The following is a 15643-nucleotide window of genomic DNA, read 5'->3' as shown; positions in this document are numbered from 1 at the left end:
ATTCATTTTTTCAATCAGTGGACAGTTGGCCGTTAAATGCTTTGAGTGTCTAAGAAAACTTCTAGTTCTTTTTTCGCTTCTGCTTGCTTGATTAAATCATAAGGATTTTTTGCTTCATAATCATTCATAAGATATACTAATAAGCCACGAATAGATGTTAAACGGTTTTCTGCTTCATCGAAACAAATAGAATTTTTACCGTCAATCACTTCATCAGTTACTTCTTCCCCACGTGTTGCTGGTAAACAGTGCATGAATTTACAATTGGCACCTGCCCGATCCATCATTTCTTGATTCACTTGATATTTTGGATAGAAAACCTTCATACGTTCTTCTTCAGATAATTCCGCTTCGTACAAGCCATACCAAACATCCGTGTACAAGAAATCAGCGCCTTCAACAGAACTTGCATCATCTGTGACCAAAAAGCTACCGCCTGAAACTTCACAATTTTTTGCTAATTTCGCTTGATGCTCTTCATTTAATTGGAAACCTTCTGGACCGAAGTGAACAAAATTCATGCCCATTTTTGTTGTGATTAATCCTAAAGAAAAACAAACTTGTGTCGCATCTCCGACAAAGACAACTTTACAATCTTCTAATTTTTTGCCTTCTGGTAAATGCTCAACCATGGTACACAAATCACCTAATTCTTGGGTTGGATGATTGTAATCAGACATACCGTTAATGACTGGGATGGTAGCACAATTAGCTAAATCAACAATACTATGGTGACGTTCCACACGAGCCATCAAAATATCTACTAAACGTGACAATACGCGGCTGGTATCTTCAATCGTTTCATGTCCCCCTAATTGAATTTGACCAGGTGCTAAATATTCGCCATGTCCACCTAATTGTTCCATTGCAGTTTCAAAAGATACTCGTGTTCGAGTTGAAGATTGTTGGAAAATCATTCCTAAAGATTTGTTTTTTAACAGTTGCGGATAATACCCATTTTTAATCGCTTCTTTAATTTTTAATGATAAATCGACTAAGTAATGCATTTCCTCTTTCGTATATGTTTCTGTTGTAACGTAATCTCTTTTCATGATGTGTTCCTCCTAAAGTTGTTTTTGTTTACACATTGACTTTACCAAGTTTAGCGAAGAGTTTACTATCCGCCAAAAGTTAGAAAACGCTTTCTTTTTTGGCGTGATTTTTCATTAAAAAAAGTTTATTTATGGTTATAAACCGTTGGTACACCAGGGGTTTATAAAAGTTTAGGCGGATTTCTCTCTAATTTCTGACCAATCATAGATTTGAAAATGGTATAATTATTTTGAAAAATCATTCACTTAAAATAAAAGATGAAAGGGGTTTCCAATCGTGACATTTGTTTTTATTTATAACATCTTGTTGATTATTTTATATTCGTTTACTTCAACCTTTACCTTAAATCTTTACTTGAAAAATAAACAACCGATTTTTTTATTGCTTCTCTTTTTAATGGTTATTTTTATTTGTGACAATGTGATTGTTTATATGACTGAGTTCATTAATTCGTTTGCAACCGAATATAATCAGATCTTTATGACCGCACCTTTTTTAAAGACCATCATTTTTATTTGTTGTAATTTTGCCTATCTGGCTATTATCAATACTATTAGTGGGCGTCCTTTTAAAAATTATCAATTTGTCTGGTTATTTTTAATTGGTTTATGGATGCTAGCTATTCCATTTTCACAAAATTCCGCCTTAAAAGTTTGGTTGTACTATTTACCCAATCAGTTATTTTTAATTTACCTTGGTTTCTATGCGCTCTATCAATTACGAACAGATCCTTTATCAGCCCTTGCGAAAAAATATCTTCGTTTTATTGGTTGGCTAAGCATTGGTTTCGGTGTGGCGATTCTTTTGGAAGATACCTTCGTTATTTTTAACATTGACCAATATTCTGATATTGTCTTTAAAATTAACAACCGAAACGTTTCTGAAGATATTTATACAATCATTCTCTCGATCGCCATTATCTACTTCTGTAATCGTGATTTTCCTCTGTCGGTTCTTGAAAAAGACGCTGCTAAATTGGAAGAAAATCAATCAGATGAACCCGTACTTTTGGCGCCTTTTTGTGATGCCTATCAATTAACGCAGCGAGAACGAGAAGTGCTTTCGTTACTTTTAGAGTGCAAAACAAATCAAGATATAGCCAACGAACTATTCCTATCAATCGGGACAGTAAAAACACATATCCACAATATTTTCGTTAAATTAGAAGTAAACAAAAGAGCAGAAGTTTTTGTCAGTTATCAACTTTTTTCTCAACAACAAACTGAACATTTAGCGAGATAATTAAAAAGGAAGTCTCCGTGATCGGTGGCTTCCTTTTTGATTAACTATTTTCTTGTACTTGTCGAACTCGCTTTTCAATTTCTTGAAAGTTAATAATTTTAGCTTGGCGATGAATTTCTTTTCCTTCATAGTATAAGATAATGGTCGGTGCAGAAAAAGCATTTAATTGTCCAATTATTTCTGGACTTTTATCAGCTTCTGCAATGTATGTAGGAAATTCATATTTTGTTGCAATTTTTTCGACAATCGGTTTATCAACTGTACAAACACTACAATTTTTTGCTGTCAAAAAGACGGCTTGTAGACGATTGTCTGTAATTTTTTCTTCTAATTCTTCTAATGTTGTTACATATTCCACTGAATAGCCCTCCTTGTCTTTTGTCTAAAATAACAGATTTACTAGCAAAATAACAACTTATTTGTTTGGCTAGGAATGCTTTAACAAAAAAGTTGTCGCCCATTTCATTAATGGGAGACAACTTTTTACTGATAACCGCTTATTTATTAAAAATTTTAGGCCCTTTGCGCATGTTTTTACGATCATTTTTGGGAGTTTCCATTTTTTTAGAACGGCCACCACCTTGTTTCTTTTTAATTAATTCTAACATTTTTTCTTTTTCATTCATTTAATCCACCGCCTTTGTTAATAACGTGACAGATTCAATGTGGGTCGTTTGTGGGAAATTATCCACTGGTTGAATTTCTTTTGCTTCATAGCCACCTTCTGTTAATAATGCAATGTCGCGAGCGAGTGTGGCTGGATTACAGCTGACATAAACAATTCGTTCAGGTTGCGTTTCAATTAATGTGTTTACTAATTGACCGTCTAACCCTTTCCGTGGTGGATCCACCACCACAACATCTGGTTGCAAGCCATTTTCAACTAATTTTGGCAATAATTCTTCCGCTAAACCAGCCGTGAAAGTGGCATTCTCAATGTTGTTTAATTTAGCATTATTTTCTGCATCTTTGACCGCTTCTTCAATTACTTCAATACCGTAAACTTGCTTTGCATCTTGGGCTAAAGTTAAGCCAATCGTTCCAATCCCGCAATAGGCATCCACCACAATTTCATTGCCTGTTAAAGCCGCATACTCTTTAACTTTTTGATACATCACTTCTGTTTGTTGTGGATTTACTTGATAAAATGAACGCGCGGAAATTTCAAATTTCAAATCAAAAATAGTATCTGTAATTTTTTCAGACCCATGTAATAAGATGGTTTCGTCGCCAAAAATGACATTGGTTCGTTTTGGATTTACATTTTGTACAATGCTGACTACTTCCGGAATAGCTTCCAAAATATCTGGCACAATTTTACTAATTGGGAATAATTTCGGTGTTCTCGTAATTAGAACAACCATCATCTCCCCAGTATGGTAGCCACGACGAACGACAATATGGCGTAAGTTCCCTGTATTATCAGATTCGTTATAAGGTTTTACGCTATATCTACGCATAATGTCACGGATTTTAACAATTGCTGCATCAATTTCTGGGTCTTGAATATAAAAATGTTCCATTGGAATTAAATCATGGCTATTTTTCCGGAAAAAACCTGTTTGTAGTTGGTTGTCAATTTTACGCACGGGAATTTGTGCTTTGTTCCGGTAATGCCACGGATCGTTCATCCCAATTGTTGGTAAAACAGGGACTTCTGGTAATTTAGCAACACGTTGCATAACATTTTCGACTTGTTGCGTTTTAAATGATAGTTGGGCGCCGTACGCTAAATGTTGCAACGGACTGATTCCGACTTTTGTAAAGTTTTCATCTTTCACGGGAACACGCTGTTCACTGCTTTTTAGGACAGTCAATACTTTCCCATAACCAAAACTTTTGCCTGTTTTTAAGACTTTGATTTCAAGTTTTTCACCTGGTAAGGCATTTTCAATAAACAATGGATAATGGTCCACTTTTGCCACGCCTAAACCTTCATGCGTCAAGTCAATGATTTCTACTTCAATGACGTCATTTTTCTTTACTGGATAATTTTTCATAAGTCGCTCCTTCTTTTTATACACTTCACTCATTCTAATGAAAATACCTAAGAAAAGCAACAACGAATTTTCATGGCGATTTAGCAATTTCGTTTGAGCTTTTTAGGTAAATAAAAGAATGAGACCCTTTCCCTTAGTCAAAAAATAGCCAATGAAAGATCTTATCAACTAAATCTTTCATTAGCTATTCACGGACTACCTAGTGCTTTTCTTTTTCGGCAATCTTTCCATCGCCATCAATATCTTCGTCTGTTAGTCGTTCAACTTCTTTGACAAATTCTTTGCTAGCTTCGTTATATGCTTCTTCCTCTTCGTCTTCTGATTCTACGACAATCTCATCGCTACCAGTTAAGACAGAACCCATAATTGCATTGGACGGCAGTGCATCACCATTTGCAAAAATTTCAATGTGTTGATGCATATTTTTAAAGGTCATTGGAGCATCGCCTCCATATTCACCATCTAAATTAATCATCATTTTATTGTTCTTTTCTAACGTTTCTGCATGTAAATAGCTGGTCTTTGTATAGATTAGTCGATGATCTTCAACATGCTTTCCACCATTTAACATTAACGCAACTAAATGAAGAATCTCAAAAATATTGGCTGTTTTTACAATGATTAATGAAAACTTACCATCATCTAATTTAGCATCTGGTACGATTTGCTCGAAACCACCCACCGAGTTAGTCAGCCCTAGGAAAAACATTGATGCGTTGCCTTCGTACACACCTTCATCATACGTCATGCGCATTTTAATCGGCTTCACTCGCGGCAACATTTCGGCTCCTTTGGCTAAGTACGCTAAGTAACCAAAAATACTTTTCAACTCTGACGGAACTTCATAAGTCAGTTCCGTTAAATGACCACCCGCCGCAATATTGATAAAGTAATTTTTGCCGGCTTGACCAATATCCATTTTGACAGTTTGATTTTTTTTAATCACTTCTGCTGCCTTAACGATATTATCACGAGGAATCTTCAAGGCCCGTGCATAGTCATTCGTCGTTCCAGCAGGAATAATGGCCATTTTAGGGCGCCGCTTCAACGGAGCAATCCCATTCACTACTTCATTAATGGTCCCATCTCCACCTGCTGCTACTAATAAATCAAATCCTGCACGCGCAGCACGATGTGCTTCATTGCGTGCTGAATTTTCTTCTGGTGTGGTCGCAAATGCACTGGCTTCATAACCACATTCTTCTAAAATAGATAAAATATCGGCTAAGTTCTTTTTAACTAACTCTTTTCCTGACGTTGGATTATAAATCACTCTAGCTTTTTTCATGGTTTGCCTGCTACTTTCTTATCGTTTTGAAAGCTCTTCTTGCAATAACTTGTTAACCACACCTGGGTTTGCTTGTCCACGAGTTGCTTTCATAATTTGTCCAACAAGGAAACCAACTGCACGGTCTTTTCCGTTTTTAAAGTCATCAATTGATTGTTGGTTGTTGTCTAAAACTTCGTTAATCATTGGTAATAATTGCGCTGGATCAGATAATTGAACAAGGCCTTTTGCTTCGACAACTTCTTTAGCATCTCCACCGTTTTCAATTAACTCTTTGAACACTTTCTTCGCAATTTTCGAGCTGATTGTGCCATCGTTAATTAAAGTAATCATACCCGCTAGATTTTCTGGTGTTAGTTTAGTATCGGCTAATTCAACTTTTTCACTGTTTAAGTAAGCAGAAACTTCGCCCATTAACCAGTTTGATGCTTGTTTCGCATCTGCACCGTTTGCTAAGGTTGCTTCAAAGAAATCTGACATTTCTTTCGTTAAAGTCAAGACCATTGCGTCGTATTCAGGTAACCCTAATTCACTGATGTAACGGGCACGACGTGAGGCTGGCATTTCTGGCAAACTAGCGCGAACTTTTTCAATCCATTCATCATCAATTGAAAAACGAGGAACATCTGGCTCTGGGAAGTAACGGTAGTCACTTGAGCCTTCTTTAACACGCATAAGCAACGTTGTACTAGTTGCTTCATCAAAGCGGCGTGTTTCTTGTTGAATTTCGCCACCAGATAATAGGACTTTGGCCTGGCGTTTTTCTTCATAAGCTAAACCTTTTTTTACAAAGTTCATAGAGTTCAAGTTCTTTAATTCCGCTTTAGTACCAAATTCTTCTTGACCATACGGACGTAAAGAAATATTGGCATCACAACGCATAGAACCTTCTTCCATTTTCACATCAGAAACTTCTGTAAATTGGATAATTGAACGCAACGCTTCTAAATAAGCATACGCTTCTTCTGGTGAACGCATGTCTGCTTCAGAAACGATTTCAATTAAAGGCGTACCTTGACGATTCAAGTCTACATAAGAATAGCCATCTGTGCCATGAATGTTTTTGCCGGCATCTTCTTCTAAATGCACTCGTTCAATACGAATTTTTTTCTTTTTCCCTTCAACTTCAATTTCAATCCAACCATCATGTCCGATTGGTTGATCAAATTGAGAAATTTGATATGCTTTCGGGTTATCTGGGTAAAAATAGTTTTTACGATCAAAATGAGTTTCTTTTGAAATTTCACAGTTCAAAGCAAGAGCTGCTTTCATGCCAAATTCTAAGGCACCTTTATTCATGACAGGCAAAACACCTGGGTAACTCCAGTCAACCACATTTGTGTTGCTGTTTGGTTCTGCTCCGAAATGCGCTGGCGCAGAGGAGAAAATTTTAGAGTTGGTTTTCAATTCTACGTGGACTTCTAATCCAATGACAGTTTCAAAGTTCATTAATCGTTCCCCCCTAAAATGACTGGTTTTTTCGTATGGAAATCTGTCGCTTGTTCAAAAGCATAGGCTGCTTTATACATTGTATGTTCGTCAAAATGTTTTCCAATAATTTGTAAACCAACTGGCAAGCCTTCTGAGAAGCCTGCTGGAATGGACATGCCTGGTAGTCCTGCTAAGTTGACAGGAATGGTTAAAATATCATTCATATACATTGTGATTGGATCATTGATGTTTTCCCCTAGACCAAAGGCAACTGTTGGTGTGGATGGGCCAATGATTAAGTCATAATCCGCAAAGACATTCTCAAAATCTTGTTTGATTAGTGTACGGACTTGACCAGCCTTTTTAAAGTGCGCATCATAATAACCAGCACTTAAAGAGAATGTTCCTAACATAATCCGACGTTTAACTTCTGTTCCGAAACCTTCAGAACGTGAATTAACATAGACATCTTCTAGATTTTGGACATTGTCTGAACGGTACCCGTAACGAATGCCATCAAAGCGTTGTAAGTTTGAACTTGCTTCTGAAGAGGCAATAATATAATAAACCGCTACGCCGTATTTAGAATGTGGCAAACTAACTTCTTCCACCGTTGCTCCTAAAGATTTAAATGTTTCTGCTGCTTTTAATACCGCTTCACGAACATCAGGTTGTACCCCTTCACCTAAGTATTCTTTTGGTAAAGCAATTTTCATGCCTTTGATGTCGCCAGTTAAATCTACCGTAAAATCAGGAACAGAAACGCCTGCAGAAGTGCCGTCTTTTTCGTCATAACCACTAATTGCATTTAAAGCTAAGGCATTGTCTTTAACATTTCGTGTCAATGGACCAATTTGGTCTAAACTTGAAGCAAAAGCAATCAAACCAAAACGAGACACACGTCCATACGTTGGTTTCAAGCCCACAATACCATTGAATGCGGCTGGTTGGCGGATACTACCACCTGTATCGCTCCCTAAAGAAACTGGGACTTGTCCGGCTGCGACAGCAGAAGCTGAACCACCAGAAGAACCGCCAGGAACTTTGGTTTGATCCCAAGCATTTTTTGTTTTCTTGAAGTAAGACGTTTCCGTACTTCCGCCCATGGCAAATTCATCCATGTTCAATTTTCCGACTGGAATCATATCTGCTTGATAGACTTTATCCATCACGGTCGCATCATAAATTGGGTCAAAATTGTGTAACATTTTTGAGCCAGCTGTTGTTAAAATATCTTTTGTGACAATGTTGTCTTTAATCCCAATTGGAATCCCAGCTAATGGATTACTTTCAGTGATGCCTTTTAAGTCAATCGCTTTGGCTAATGCCATTGCTTTTTCTTCACTAACTGTGATAAAAGAACCTAGTTGTTCTTCTGTATCTTGAATACGATTTAATGTTTCTTCGGTTAAATCAACTGCTGTGATTTCTTTTGAAACCAATAAATCATGTAACTCTGTTAACGATTTGTCGTATAATTTTTCCATTAGGCTCCTGCCTCCCCGTTATCCATAATTGCAGGCACTTTAATGTAACCATTCTCTGATTCCGGAACATTCCGCATTAATTCTTTACGGTCCATTCCTGGTGTCGCTACGTCTTCACGCATGACATTGATTGATTCATTCACATTTGAAGTAAAAGGAACCCCTGTTGTATCTACTTCTTCTAGTAATTCCACCATATCAATAATTTTATCTAGTTGATTGGTAAAGTCCGCTAATTCTTCTTCGGAGAAAGATAATTTTGATAATTTAGCGACATGTTTGACTTGTTCTTCTGTAATTGCCATAGATACCCTTCTTTCTATCATTTACTGAAATTTTCATTTTCAGATTAATCAATTGGATTGTATTTCTTTAAACAGCTTAGCACAGCTGTTCACTCTGTTCCTATTCTACCATAAAATGGTCGGATATTTTAGATGAAACCTTGAATTTCATTGATAATTTGTCGCTCGCAAAAATGATGGAAACATGTTATTATGAAAATGAAAAGAGAGATATGCAGGAACATACCTCTCTAGTAGCCACTACTAGTTATAAGAACTAGCGGCTTACTGAGTTATTGGTTTTATTTCAAACGCTTAACCGTTCAGCTCCTCAAAGCTTATGAACGGTTATTTTTGTTGTCTAAGACAAGCGCTAAGATACCGAAGATAATGGTCACAACAAGTGTTGCAAAACCAATCATCAGTCCTAGCGCTGCTTCAACGGACAAAAACATTGCTCCTTTCGTTAAAGTAAGAAGAATTGCGCATAAGCATCAACCTCCTTTCTCAACTCAGAAAGTCCTCGTTCATATAACTTTTATGACTAAAATAAGCATACCATCAAATTACTACATAAAATCTGACAACGTTAATTTTTCTTCTTAAAAATGACTTGCATCTAACGCATCGACCATTTCTTGTTCATTCCAAACGGTCACGCCTAAGCTTTCAGCTTTGGTTAATTTACTGCCAGCATCTTCGCCAGCAACCACAATGTCAGTTTTTTTCGAAACACTCCCTGTAACTTTTCCACCAAGATTTTCAATTTTTTCTTTGGCTTCTTCGCGAGTGTACTGCGTTAATTTTCCTGTTAAAACAACTGTTTTGTCTTTGAAAGGTGACTCCACTTCTGCTAATTGTTCTGTCCGGAGACCTTTATATGTCAAGTTCACTTGGGCTTTTTCCAGTTCAGCCATTAATTCATGAACTTCCTCATTTTCAAAATACGTCACAACGCTGTCGGCGATTGTTTCACCAATTGAATCCAAAGCCACAATTTCTTCCGCAGTTGCTCGACTTAAGGTTGATAAATCACCAAAATGCTCCGCTAAAATTTTCGCCGCTTTCGCACCCACATGGCGAATCCCTAAGCCAAAAATCAAACGCTCTACAGAGTTTTCTTTACTCCCTTGAATGGCAGTATAAATGTTGTTTGCTGATTTTTCTTTGATTTTATCCAAAGTCATTAATTGTTCTTCTGTTAAGAAATACAGATCCGCTACGTCTTTCACTAATCCTTTGTCATACATTTGTGCTAACACTCTTGGCCCCAAGCCATCAATGTTCATTGCGTTTCGTGAGACAAAGTGATTCAGCCCTTCTTTAATTTGCGCAGGGCATTTTGGATTAATACAACGTAACGCCACTTCCTCATCTAAATGCACCAACTCACTATGACAAATTGGACAATGTGTCGGCATTTCATAAGGCTGACTATCGGCTGCACGTTTTTCAACTAGGACTTGCGCTACTTCTGGGATAATATCGCCGGCTTTGTAAATAATAACATGATCATTTAAACGGATATCTTTCATTTGAATAAAATCTGCATTATGCAAACTTGCCCGACTAACCGTGGTTCCCGCGACTCGTACAGGAGCCATGACCGCAGTAGGAGTGACCACCCCCGTGCGCCCAATTGTCCATTCAATATCTTCCACTACTGTTTCTGCTTCTTCTGGTGGAAATTTGTAGGCAATCGCCCAGCGAGGTGCTTTGACAGTGAAACCTAATTCATCTTGCAACGCAAATTCGTTCACTTTAATCACAATTCCATCGATTTCGTATGGCAAAGTGCTCCGCTTTTCATGGTATTCTTCAATGTAGGCCCAAACTTCATCGATTGACTGACATAATTGACGTTCAGGATTGGTTCTAAAACCAATTGCAGAAAGCTCTTCTAATGCCTCAAACTGCGTCTTCGCTTTCATTGGTCCAAAGTCAGCAACTGTGTATAAAAACGTATTTAAGTTCCGTTTCGCCACAATTTTTGTATCTAATTGGCGCAAGCTGCCCGCTGCTGCATTCCGAGGATTGGCAAAAATATCTTGGCCATTTTCTTCACGTTCTTCATTCAATGCGACAAAGGATTGTTTAGGCATGTAGCACTCGCCACGAACTTCCACTGAAATGGGCTCCGTTAAACGCATCGGTACAGAGCGAACCGTTCGTAAGTTCTCTGTAATGTTTTCACCAACCGTTCCATCGCCTCGTGTTGCTCCGCGTACAAACACCCCGTTTTCATAACGTAATGAAATTGCTAACCCATCAATTTTCAACTCGCAACAGTAAGCAACGGGTTTACCAATCGCCTTACGAACACGTTCATCGAAAGCAAAAATGTCTTCCTTGCTAAATCCATCATTTAAACTATACATTGGAATGTCATGCGGAGCTTTTTCAAAACCAGATAAAACTTTGCCACCTACACGTTGTGTCGGCGAATCTGGCGTGATTAAATCAGGAAACTCCGTTTCAATATCGACTAACTCTTTATACAAACGATCGTAAACATAATCTTCTACGGATGGTTGATCTTTGACATAATATTCATGGGAATATTGATTGAGTTGTTTTCTTAATTCTTGCGCACGAGTTGTCGCCGCCGTTAATGTTAATGGTTGTTGTTCCATCGTAGAACTCCTCCTCATAAGTGTAATGCTCCTATCGTCTTTTTAACACATTTACACTAAGATAGAAAATAAAAAGAATTTAACTAATGATGATTTCTCATTAAATAGCTGACCTATTTTGCATGTTAAATTTTTTCAATTGGTGCAAATGCCGCTAACAACCGTTTTATGCCTTTTTCTGGGAAAGCAATGTCCAACTCTAAGTCTTTGGCCGAACCGCCTACACGAACGACTGTACCAACGCCCCATGCTTTATGTTGGACCTTATCACCTGCTTGCCAAGAAACTTTTTCGCCACCACTTGCCACTTTGTTGCTAACTGATTTTGTAGCTGGCTGTGTATAAGCTGGTTTACTTGCGCTGGGCTTGAATACTTTAGGATCAAAGGTGCGCGCTGGAGCTTTCTGTAAATTGGCCGCCGCCCCTTGTTTCATTAAACGCTCCGCCTCAATTTCTTCTAAAAAGCGACTTGGTCGATTATATTGCGTGCGACCATATAATGTTCTCGAATAAGCATTCGTTAAAAACAGGGCTTCTTCCGCTCGGGTGATACCAACATAAGCCAAGCGCCGTTCTTCTTCCAGTTCACTTTCTTCTAGCATGGCACGTGATAATGGGAAAACCCCTTCTTCTAAGCCCATTAAAAAGACCACTGGAAATTCCAGCCCTTTGGCCGCATGCAACGTCATTAAGGTTACTTGTGAAGAGCTCTCTTCTAAATTATCTAGATCAGAAACCAAGGCTAAATCTGTTAAAAAATCCGCCAATTTTGTTTCTTCGCCATTTGGATCGTCGTTGTTTTGCGCTTCAAAACGTTTATCAAATTCTTGTGTCACAGATAAAAATTCGTCCAAGTTTTCTAAGCGAGCTTGAGACTCTAAATTATTTTGCGCCATCAAAGCTTCCCGATAACCACTACGTTGTAAAGTTTCTTTCACCAATTCTGTAATCGTTAAATAGGGCACTGTTTTCGTTAAGTCTTGAATCATCATGCCAAAATTACCAAGCTCTTTACCCGCTTTTCCTGAAATATTTGCCAAATCAACATTTTGGGCAGCTTCCAGCAAAGCCCAACCATGCGTATCCGCAAATAGTCGTAATTTTTCAATTGAACTTTTACCGATTCCTCGTTTTGGTTCATTGACAATTCGTTCAAAACTAATCGAATCATCTGGATTGGCAATCAAACTTAAATAAGCCAAAATATCTTTAATTTCTTTACGGTCGTAGAATTTATGTCCGCCCACCATGGTATACGGAATATTAGATTTCAAGAGCATTTCTTCCACTACACGGGATTGGGCATTGGTCCGATATAATACCGCAAAATCACCATAAATTCGGTCATTTTCCCGCATTTCTTTTTGGATTTGGCTCACAATAAATTGTGTTTCATCCCGTTCTGTGTCTCCACGATAATAGACAATCTTTTCACCGTCTATATTTTCTGTCCACAGTTCTTTCTCGCGGCGGTTACGGTTATTTTTGATGACATCATTCGCAGCCGCCAAAATGTTTTTGGTGGATCGATAATTTTGTTCTAGCAAAATTACACTGGCATCTGGATAATCTTTTTCAAAATCCAAGATATTTTGCATATCCGCCCCGCGCCAACCATAGATACTTTGGTCGGCATCACCTACGACACACAGATTTTTGAAACGTGCAGCCAATAAATTGACTAAGGTATATTGTGCATGATTGGTATCTTGGTATTCATCCACATGAATATAGTGAAATTTATTTTGGTAGAAAGCTAACGTATCTGGTTGTTCATTGAATAAACGAATCGTATTCATAATCAAATCATCAAAATCCATACATTGGTTTTTGCGTAATTCTTTTTGATAGGCTTCATAGCATTTTGCGACAATTTCTTCATATAAGGAACCTTGCATTTCAGCAACTTTTTCAGGCGTTTGTAATTCATTTTTAGCATTGCTAATCGTACCTAAAATTGAGCGAGGATCATATTTTTTTGAATCAATATTTAAGTCATTTAAGATGCGTTTCATTAATGTTTTTTGTTCCGATGGGTCAATGATTGTAAAATTACGGTTGTAACCAATCTGATCCACATCACGACGTAAAATTCTTACACACATGGAGTGAAAAGTGGAGACCCATACATCTTCGCCACCCGTTTCCAGTAATTTATTTACACGCTCTTTCATTTCTTTAGCAGCTTTATTGGTAAACGTAATCGCCAAAATATTCCATGGATTTACTTCTTTTTCCTCAATTAGATAGGCAATTCGATGTGTTAAAACCCGCGTTTTTCCACTACCAGCACCAGCCATGACTAACAGTGGTCCTTCTGTATGCAAAACGGCTTCTTCTTGTCGAGGATTCATTCCCTGAACCAAGGCATGTTTTTGTGTCATATTAAACGTCCTCTCTCTTTTTTCAATCTTATACAGTATACCAAAAATCCCTTTGAAGTTCTTTAGAAAAGAACAAAAAATCTTTTTCTTTTTATATGAAATTTTCTTGTAAATCAAGTCAAACCGCAGTACATTAGTAAGTAGTGATGGAGGCTAAAAATGAAATGAATAATGATGTACATGAAATTAAACAATTAGATGGTACCCGAATCGGCTTTATCCTTAAAGGCATCGTCGTCGGAATTTTGGTCGGCTTTGTTGTCAGCTTATTTCGCTTAGGCATTGAAAAAATTGGCGAACAAGTCGTGCATCTGTATCAAACGTTTCACGAAAAACCCTTTTGGATGATTCCTTGGTTCTTATTTTCTCTCGTGCTTGCTTATTTATTAGGACGACTGATCAAAAGCGAACCAGCAATTAAAGGCAGTGGCATTCCCCAAGTGGAGGGACAACTTCAAGGTCAATTAGAAATTCATTGGTTTCCAGTGCTTTGGAAAAAATTTATCGGTGGGATCTTAGCGATTAGTCCTGGGCTATTTTTGGGACGTGAAGGTCCTTCAATTCAACTAGGTGCAGTGGTTGGACAAGGCTATAGTCAATGGCGGCAAAGCACCAAGTCTGAAGAAAAAATTTTAATCAGTAGTGGTGCCAGTGCTGGTTTAGCCGCCGCTTTTAATGCACCAATCGCAGGACTTTTATTTGTTCTAGAAGAGGTTCACCATTCCTTTTCACCTTTAGTTTGGTTAACCTCTTTTTCTGCGGCCATTTCCGCTAACTTTGTTTCTTTGCATTTCTTCGGATTGCAGCCAGTCCTTTATATTGGTCCCGTTAAATCTTTGCCTTTAGAGTACTATTGGACATTAGTCCTGCTGGGCGTTTTGCTAGGATTATTAGGTTGGATATATCAAAAAACATTGTTGTCCTTACCAAAAGTATATGGAAAAATCAAAGGCCTTTCTTCTAATTATTATGGTTTTATTCCTTTTATTTTGATTTTACCGATTGGTTATTTCTTTCCACATTTACTTGGCGGTGGGAATCAAATTGTTTTAGCTTTAGGCAATCAACCGGCCACGATTTGGGCTTTAGTCGGCTTACTGGTTTTACGTTTTGTTTTTTCAATGGTTTCTTACGGTTCGAATCTCCCTGGTGGTATTTTCTTGCCTATTCTAACTTTAGGTGCCATTATCGGAACATTGTATGGCAGTCTACTTGTCCAATACGTAGGGATGGATCCAATTTTTGTGAAAAACTTTTTAATTTTTGCCATGGCTGGTTATTTTACTGCGATTGGTAAAGCACCGTTAACAGCAATTATTTTAGTAACAGAAATGGTCGGCAATTTTTCTCATTTAATGTCTTTAGGGGTTGTCGCTTTAGTTAGTTATATTACCATCGATAGTCTTGGCGGCAAGCCAATTTATGAAAGCTTATTAGAACGTTTGGTTCCTTCTAAAGTAAGTAATATTCGTGGCCACAAAACGATTATTGAATTACCTATCACTGCAGAAAGTTCCTTAGATGATACGATGGTACGTGATTTTGTCTGGCCTAAACAAATGTTGCTCACTTCCATTCGCCGTGGTGAATCGGAAATTTTAACACATGGTGATACTGTTATGCATGTTGGCGATGTGCTCATTATTTTGACCGATGAAAAACTCGCTTACCAAGTCAAAAAAGAGATTTATCAAAAAACTTTACCGAATGATTTAGTGAATTAAAGAAAGCTGCTGAACCTGAGTTCAGCAGCTTTCTTTTTTTCTTATGACTGTTTTTTAATTTTTTTGAATGTTTTTGACCGTTTTAGATTGATTAGCGTTTTCATTTGTGCTATTATA

The 15643-nt window shown here is 37.6% G+C and carries 14 protein-coding genes; 3 read left to right on the top strand and 11 right to left on the bottom strand.

The genetic code is table 11. The features are described 5' to 3' along the window. Positions 1-32 precede the first annotated feature (32 nt). The gene (ptcA, locus tag IGK03_RS02365; RefSeq protein WP_002355587.1) at positions 33-1052 is read right to left on the bottom strand and encodes a putrescine carbamoyltransferase; all 1020 of its coding nucleotides are present in this window, start codon (positions 1050-1052) and stop codon (positions 33-35) included. A gap of 397 nt (positions 1053-1449) precedes the next feature. On the opposite strand from ptcA, the gene IGK03_RS02360 reads away from it, so the two are divergent. Further along, the gene (locus tag IGK03_RS02360) at positions 1450-2295 is read left to right on the top strand and encodes a helix-turn-helix domain-containing protein (protein WP_050588858.1); all 846 of its coding nucleotides are present in this window, start codon (positions 1450-1452) and stop codon (positions 2293-2295) included. Positions 2296-2335: 40 nt separating this feature from the next. Here the strand turns inward: IGK03_RS02360 and IGK03_RS02355 are convergent, their stop codons facing one another. From IGK03_RS02355 to IGK03_RS02320, 8 genes are all read right to left on the bottom strand, one after another. Further along, complete coding sequence (locus IGK03_RS02355; RefSeq protein ID WP_002355583.1) at positions 2336-2653, bottom strand: thioredoxin family protein; 318 nt, start codon at positions 2651-2653, stop codon at positions 2336-2338. A gap of 139 nt (positions 2654-2792) precedes the next feature. Continuing rightward, the gene (locus IGK03_RS02350) at positions 2793-2921 is read right to left on the bottom strand and encodes a hypothetical protein (protein ID WP_002355577.1); all 129 of its coding nucleotides are present in this window, start codon (positions 2919-2921) and stop codon (positions 2793-2795) included. Beyond that, positions 2922-4295, bottom strand: coding sequence for a 23S rRNA (uracil(1939)-C(5))-methyltransferase RlmD (gene rlmD, locus IGK03_RS02345; protein ID WP_010828569.1), 1374 nt, complete (start codon positions 4293-4295; stop codon positions 2922-2924). A 199-nt stretch (positions 4296-4494) separates the two neighbouring features. Continuing rightward, a complete protein-coding gene (locus tag IGK03_RS02340; RefSeq protein WP_002383001.1) occupies positions 4495-5583 on the bottom strand; it encodes a diacylglycerol kinase in 1089 nt (362 codons plus the stop codon). 18 nt (positions 5584-5601) lie between these two features. Beyond that, a complete protein-coding gene (gene gatB, locus IGK03_RS02335) occupies positions 5602-7032 on the bottom strand; it encodes an Asp-tRNA(Asn)/Glu-tRNA(Gln) amidotransferase subunit GatB (protein ID WP_002358703.1) in 1431 nt (476 codons plus the stop codon). After that, positions 7032-8501 (bottom strand): Asp-tRNA(Asn)/Glu-tRNA(Gln) amidotransferase subunit GatA, encoded by a 1470-nt coding sequence (gene gatA / locus IGK03_RS02330; protein ID WP_202334759.1) that lies wholly within the window; start codon positions 8499-8501, stop codon positions 7032-7034. The genes gatB and gatA overlap by 1 nt, the downstream gene beginning before the upstream one ends. Continuing rightward, positions 8501-8806 (bottom strand): Asp-tRNA(Asn)/Glu-tRNA(Gln) amidotransferase subunit GatC, encoded by a 306-nt coding sequence (gatC, locus tag IGK03_RS02325; protein WP_002355569.1) that lies wholly within the window; start codon positions 8804-8806, stop codon positions 8501-8503. Before gatC ends, gatA begins: the two co-directional genes overlap by 1 nt. Positions 8807-9123: 317 nt before the next feature. Beyond that, the gene (locus IGK03_RS02320) at positions 9124-9210 is read right to left on the bottom strand and encodes a hypothetical protein (RefSeq protein ID WP_306173767.1); all 87 of its coding nucleotides are present in this window, start codon (positions 9208-9210) and stop codon (positions 9124-9126) included. On the opposite strand from IGK03_RS02320, the gene IGK03_RS02315 reads away from it, so the two are divergent. Next, positions 9176-9391: a hypothetical protein gene (locus IGK03_RS02315; protein WP_002382998.1), complete on the top strand. Its 216-nt coding sequence runs from the start codon at positions 9176-9178 to the stop codon at positions 9389-9391. The two genes, IGK03_RS02320 and IGK03_RS02315, sit on opposite strands and share 35 nt — an antisense overlap. On the opposite strand, the gene ligA is transcribed toward IGK03_RS02315, so the two are convergent. Together ligA and pcrA are read right to left on the bottom strand one after the other, a co-directional pair. Continuing rightward, positions 9388-11418: an NAD-dependent DNA ligase LigA gene (gene ligA / locus IGK03_RS02310; protein WP_002375948.1), complete on the bottom strand. Its 2031-nt coding sequence runs from the start codon at positions 11416-11418 to the stop codon at positions 9388-9390. The genes IGK03_RS02315 and ligA overlap by 4 nt on opposite strands. Positions 11419-11543: 125 nt before the next feature. Further along, positions 11544-13802: a DNA helicase PcrA gene (gene pcrA, locus IGK03_RS02305; protein ID WP_002363179.1), complete on the bottom strand. Its 2259-nt coding sequence runs from the start codon at positions 13800-13802 to the stop codon at positions 11544-11546. Between the two features lie 164 nt (positions 13803-13966). Here pcrA and IGK03_RS02300 point away from each other — a divergent pair, with 164 nt between their 5' ends. Beyond that, positions 13967-15526 carry a ClC family H(+)/Cl(-) exchange transporter gene (locus tag IGK03_RS02300; RefSeq protein ID WP_002368023.1) on the top strand — a complete coding sequence of 520 codons (1560 nt, stop codon included), beginning with the start codon at positions 13967-13969 and terminating at the stop codon, positions 15524-15526. Positions 15527-15643: the final 117 nt, after the last annotated feature.

This window comes from Enterococcus sp. DIV2453a (assembly GCF_050533535.1).
Classification (GTDB): domain Bacteria; phylum Bacillota; class Bacilli; order Lactobacillales; family Enterococcaceae; genus Enterococcus; species Enterococcus faecalis.
The sequence above is the reverse complement of the archived record's forward strand: the minus strand, read 5'-3'. Positions and strand labels throughout refer to the sequence as shown.

Excerpts from the sequence above, each read along its gene's own strand:
- ptcA (WP_002355587.1), bottom strand. The coding sequence starts at position 1,052 with ATGAAAAGAGATTACGTTACAACAGAAACATATACGAAAGAGGAAATG.
- IGK03_RS02315 (WP_002382998.1), top strand. The coding sequence starts at position 9,176 with ATGGTCACAACAAGTGTTGCAAAACCAATCATCAGTCCTAGCGCTGCT.
- IGK03_RS02360 (WP_050588858.1), top strand. The coding sequence starts at position 1,450 with ATGGTTATTTTTATTTGTGACAATGTGATTGTTTATATGACTGAGTTC.
- IGK03_RS02350 (WP_002355577.1), bottom strand. The coding sequence starts at position 2,921 with ATGAATGAAAAAGAAAAAATGTTAGAATTAATTAAAAAGAAACAAGGT.
- pcrA (WP_002363179.1), bottom strand. The coding sequence starts at position 13,802 with ATGACACAAAAACATGCCTTGGTTCAGGGAATGAATCCTCGACAAGAA.
- gatC (WP_002355569.1), bottom strand. The coding sequence starts at position 8,806 with ATGGCAATTACAGAAGAACAAGTCAAACATGTCGCTAAATTATCAAAA.
- gatA (WP_202334759.1), bottom strand. The coding sequence starts at position 8,501 with ATGGAAAAATTATACGACAAATCGTTAACAGAGTTACATGATTTATTG.
- rlmD (WP_010828569.1), bottom strand. The coding sequence starts at position 4,295 with ATGAAAAATTATCCAGTAAAGAAAAATGACGTCATTGAAGTAGAAATC.
- IGK03_RS02340 (WP_002383001.1), bottom strand. The coding sequence starts at position 5,583 with ATGAAAAAAGCTAGAGTGATTTATAATCCAACGTCAGGAAAAGAGTTA.
- ligA (WP_002375948.1), bottom strand. The coding sequence starts at position 11,418 with ATGGAACAACAACCATTAACATTAACGGCGGCGACAACTCGTGCGCAA.
- gatB (WP_002358703.1), bottom strand. The coding sequence starts at position 7,032 with ATGAACTTTGAAACTGTCATTGGATTAGAAGTCCACGTAGAATTGAAA.
- IGK03_RS02300 (WP_002368023.1), top strand. The coding sequence starts at position 13,967 with ATGAATAATGATGTACATGAAATTAAACAATTAGATGGTACCCGAATC.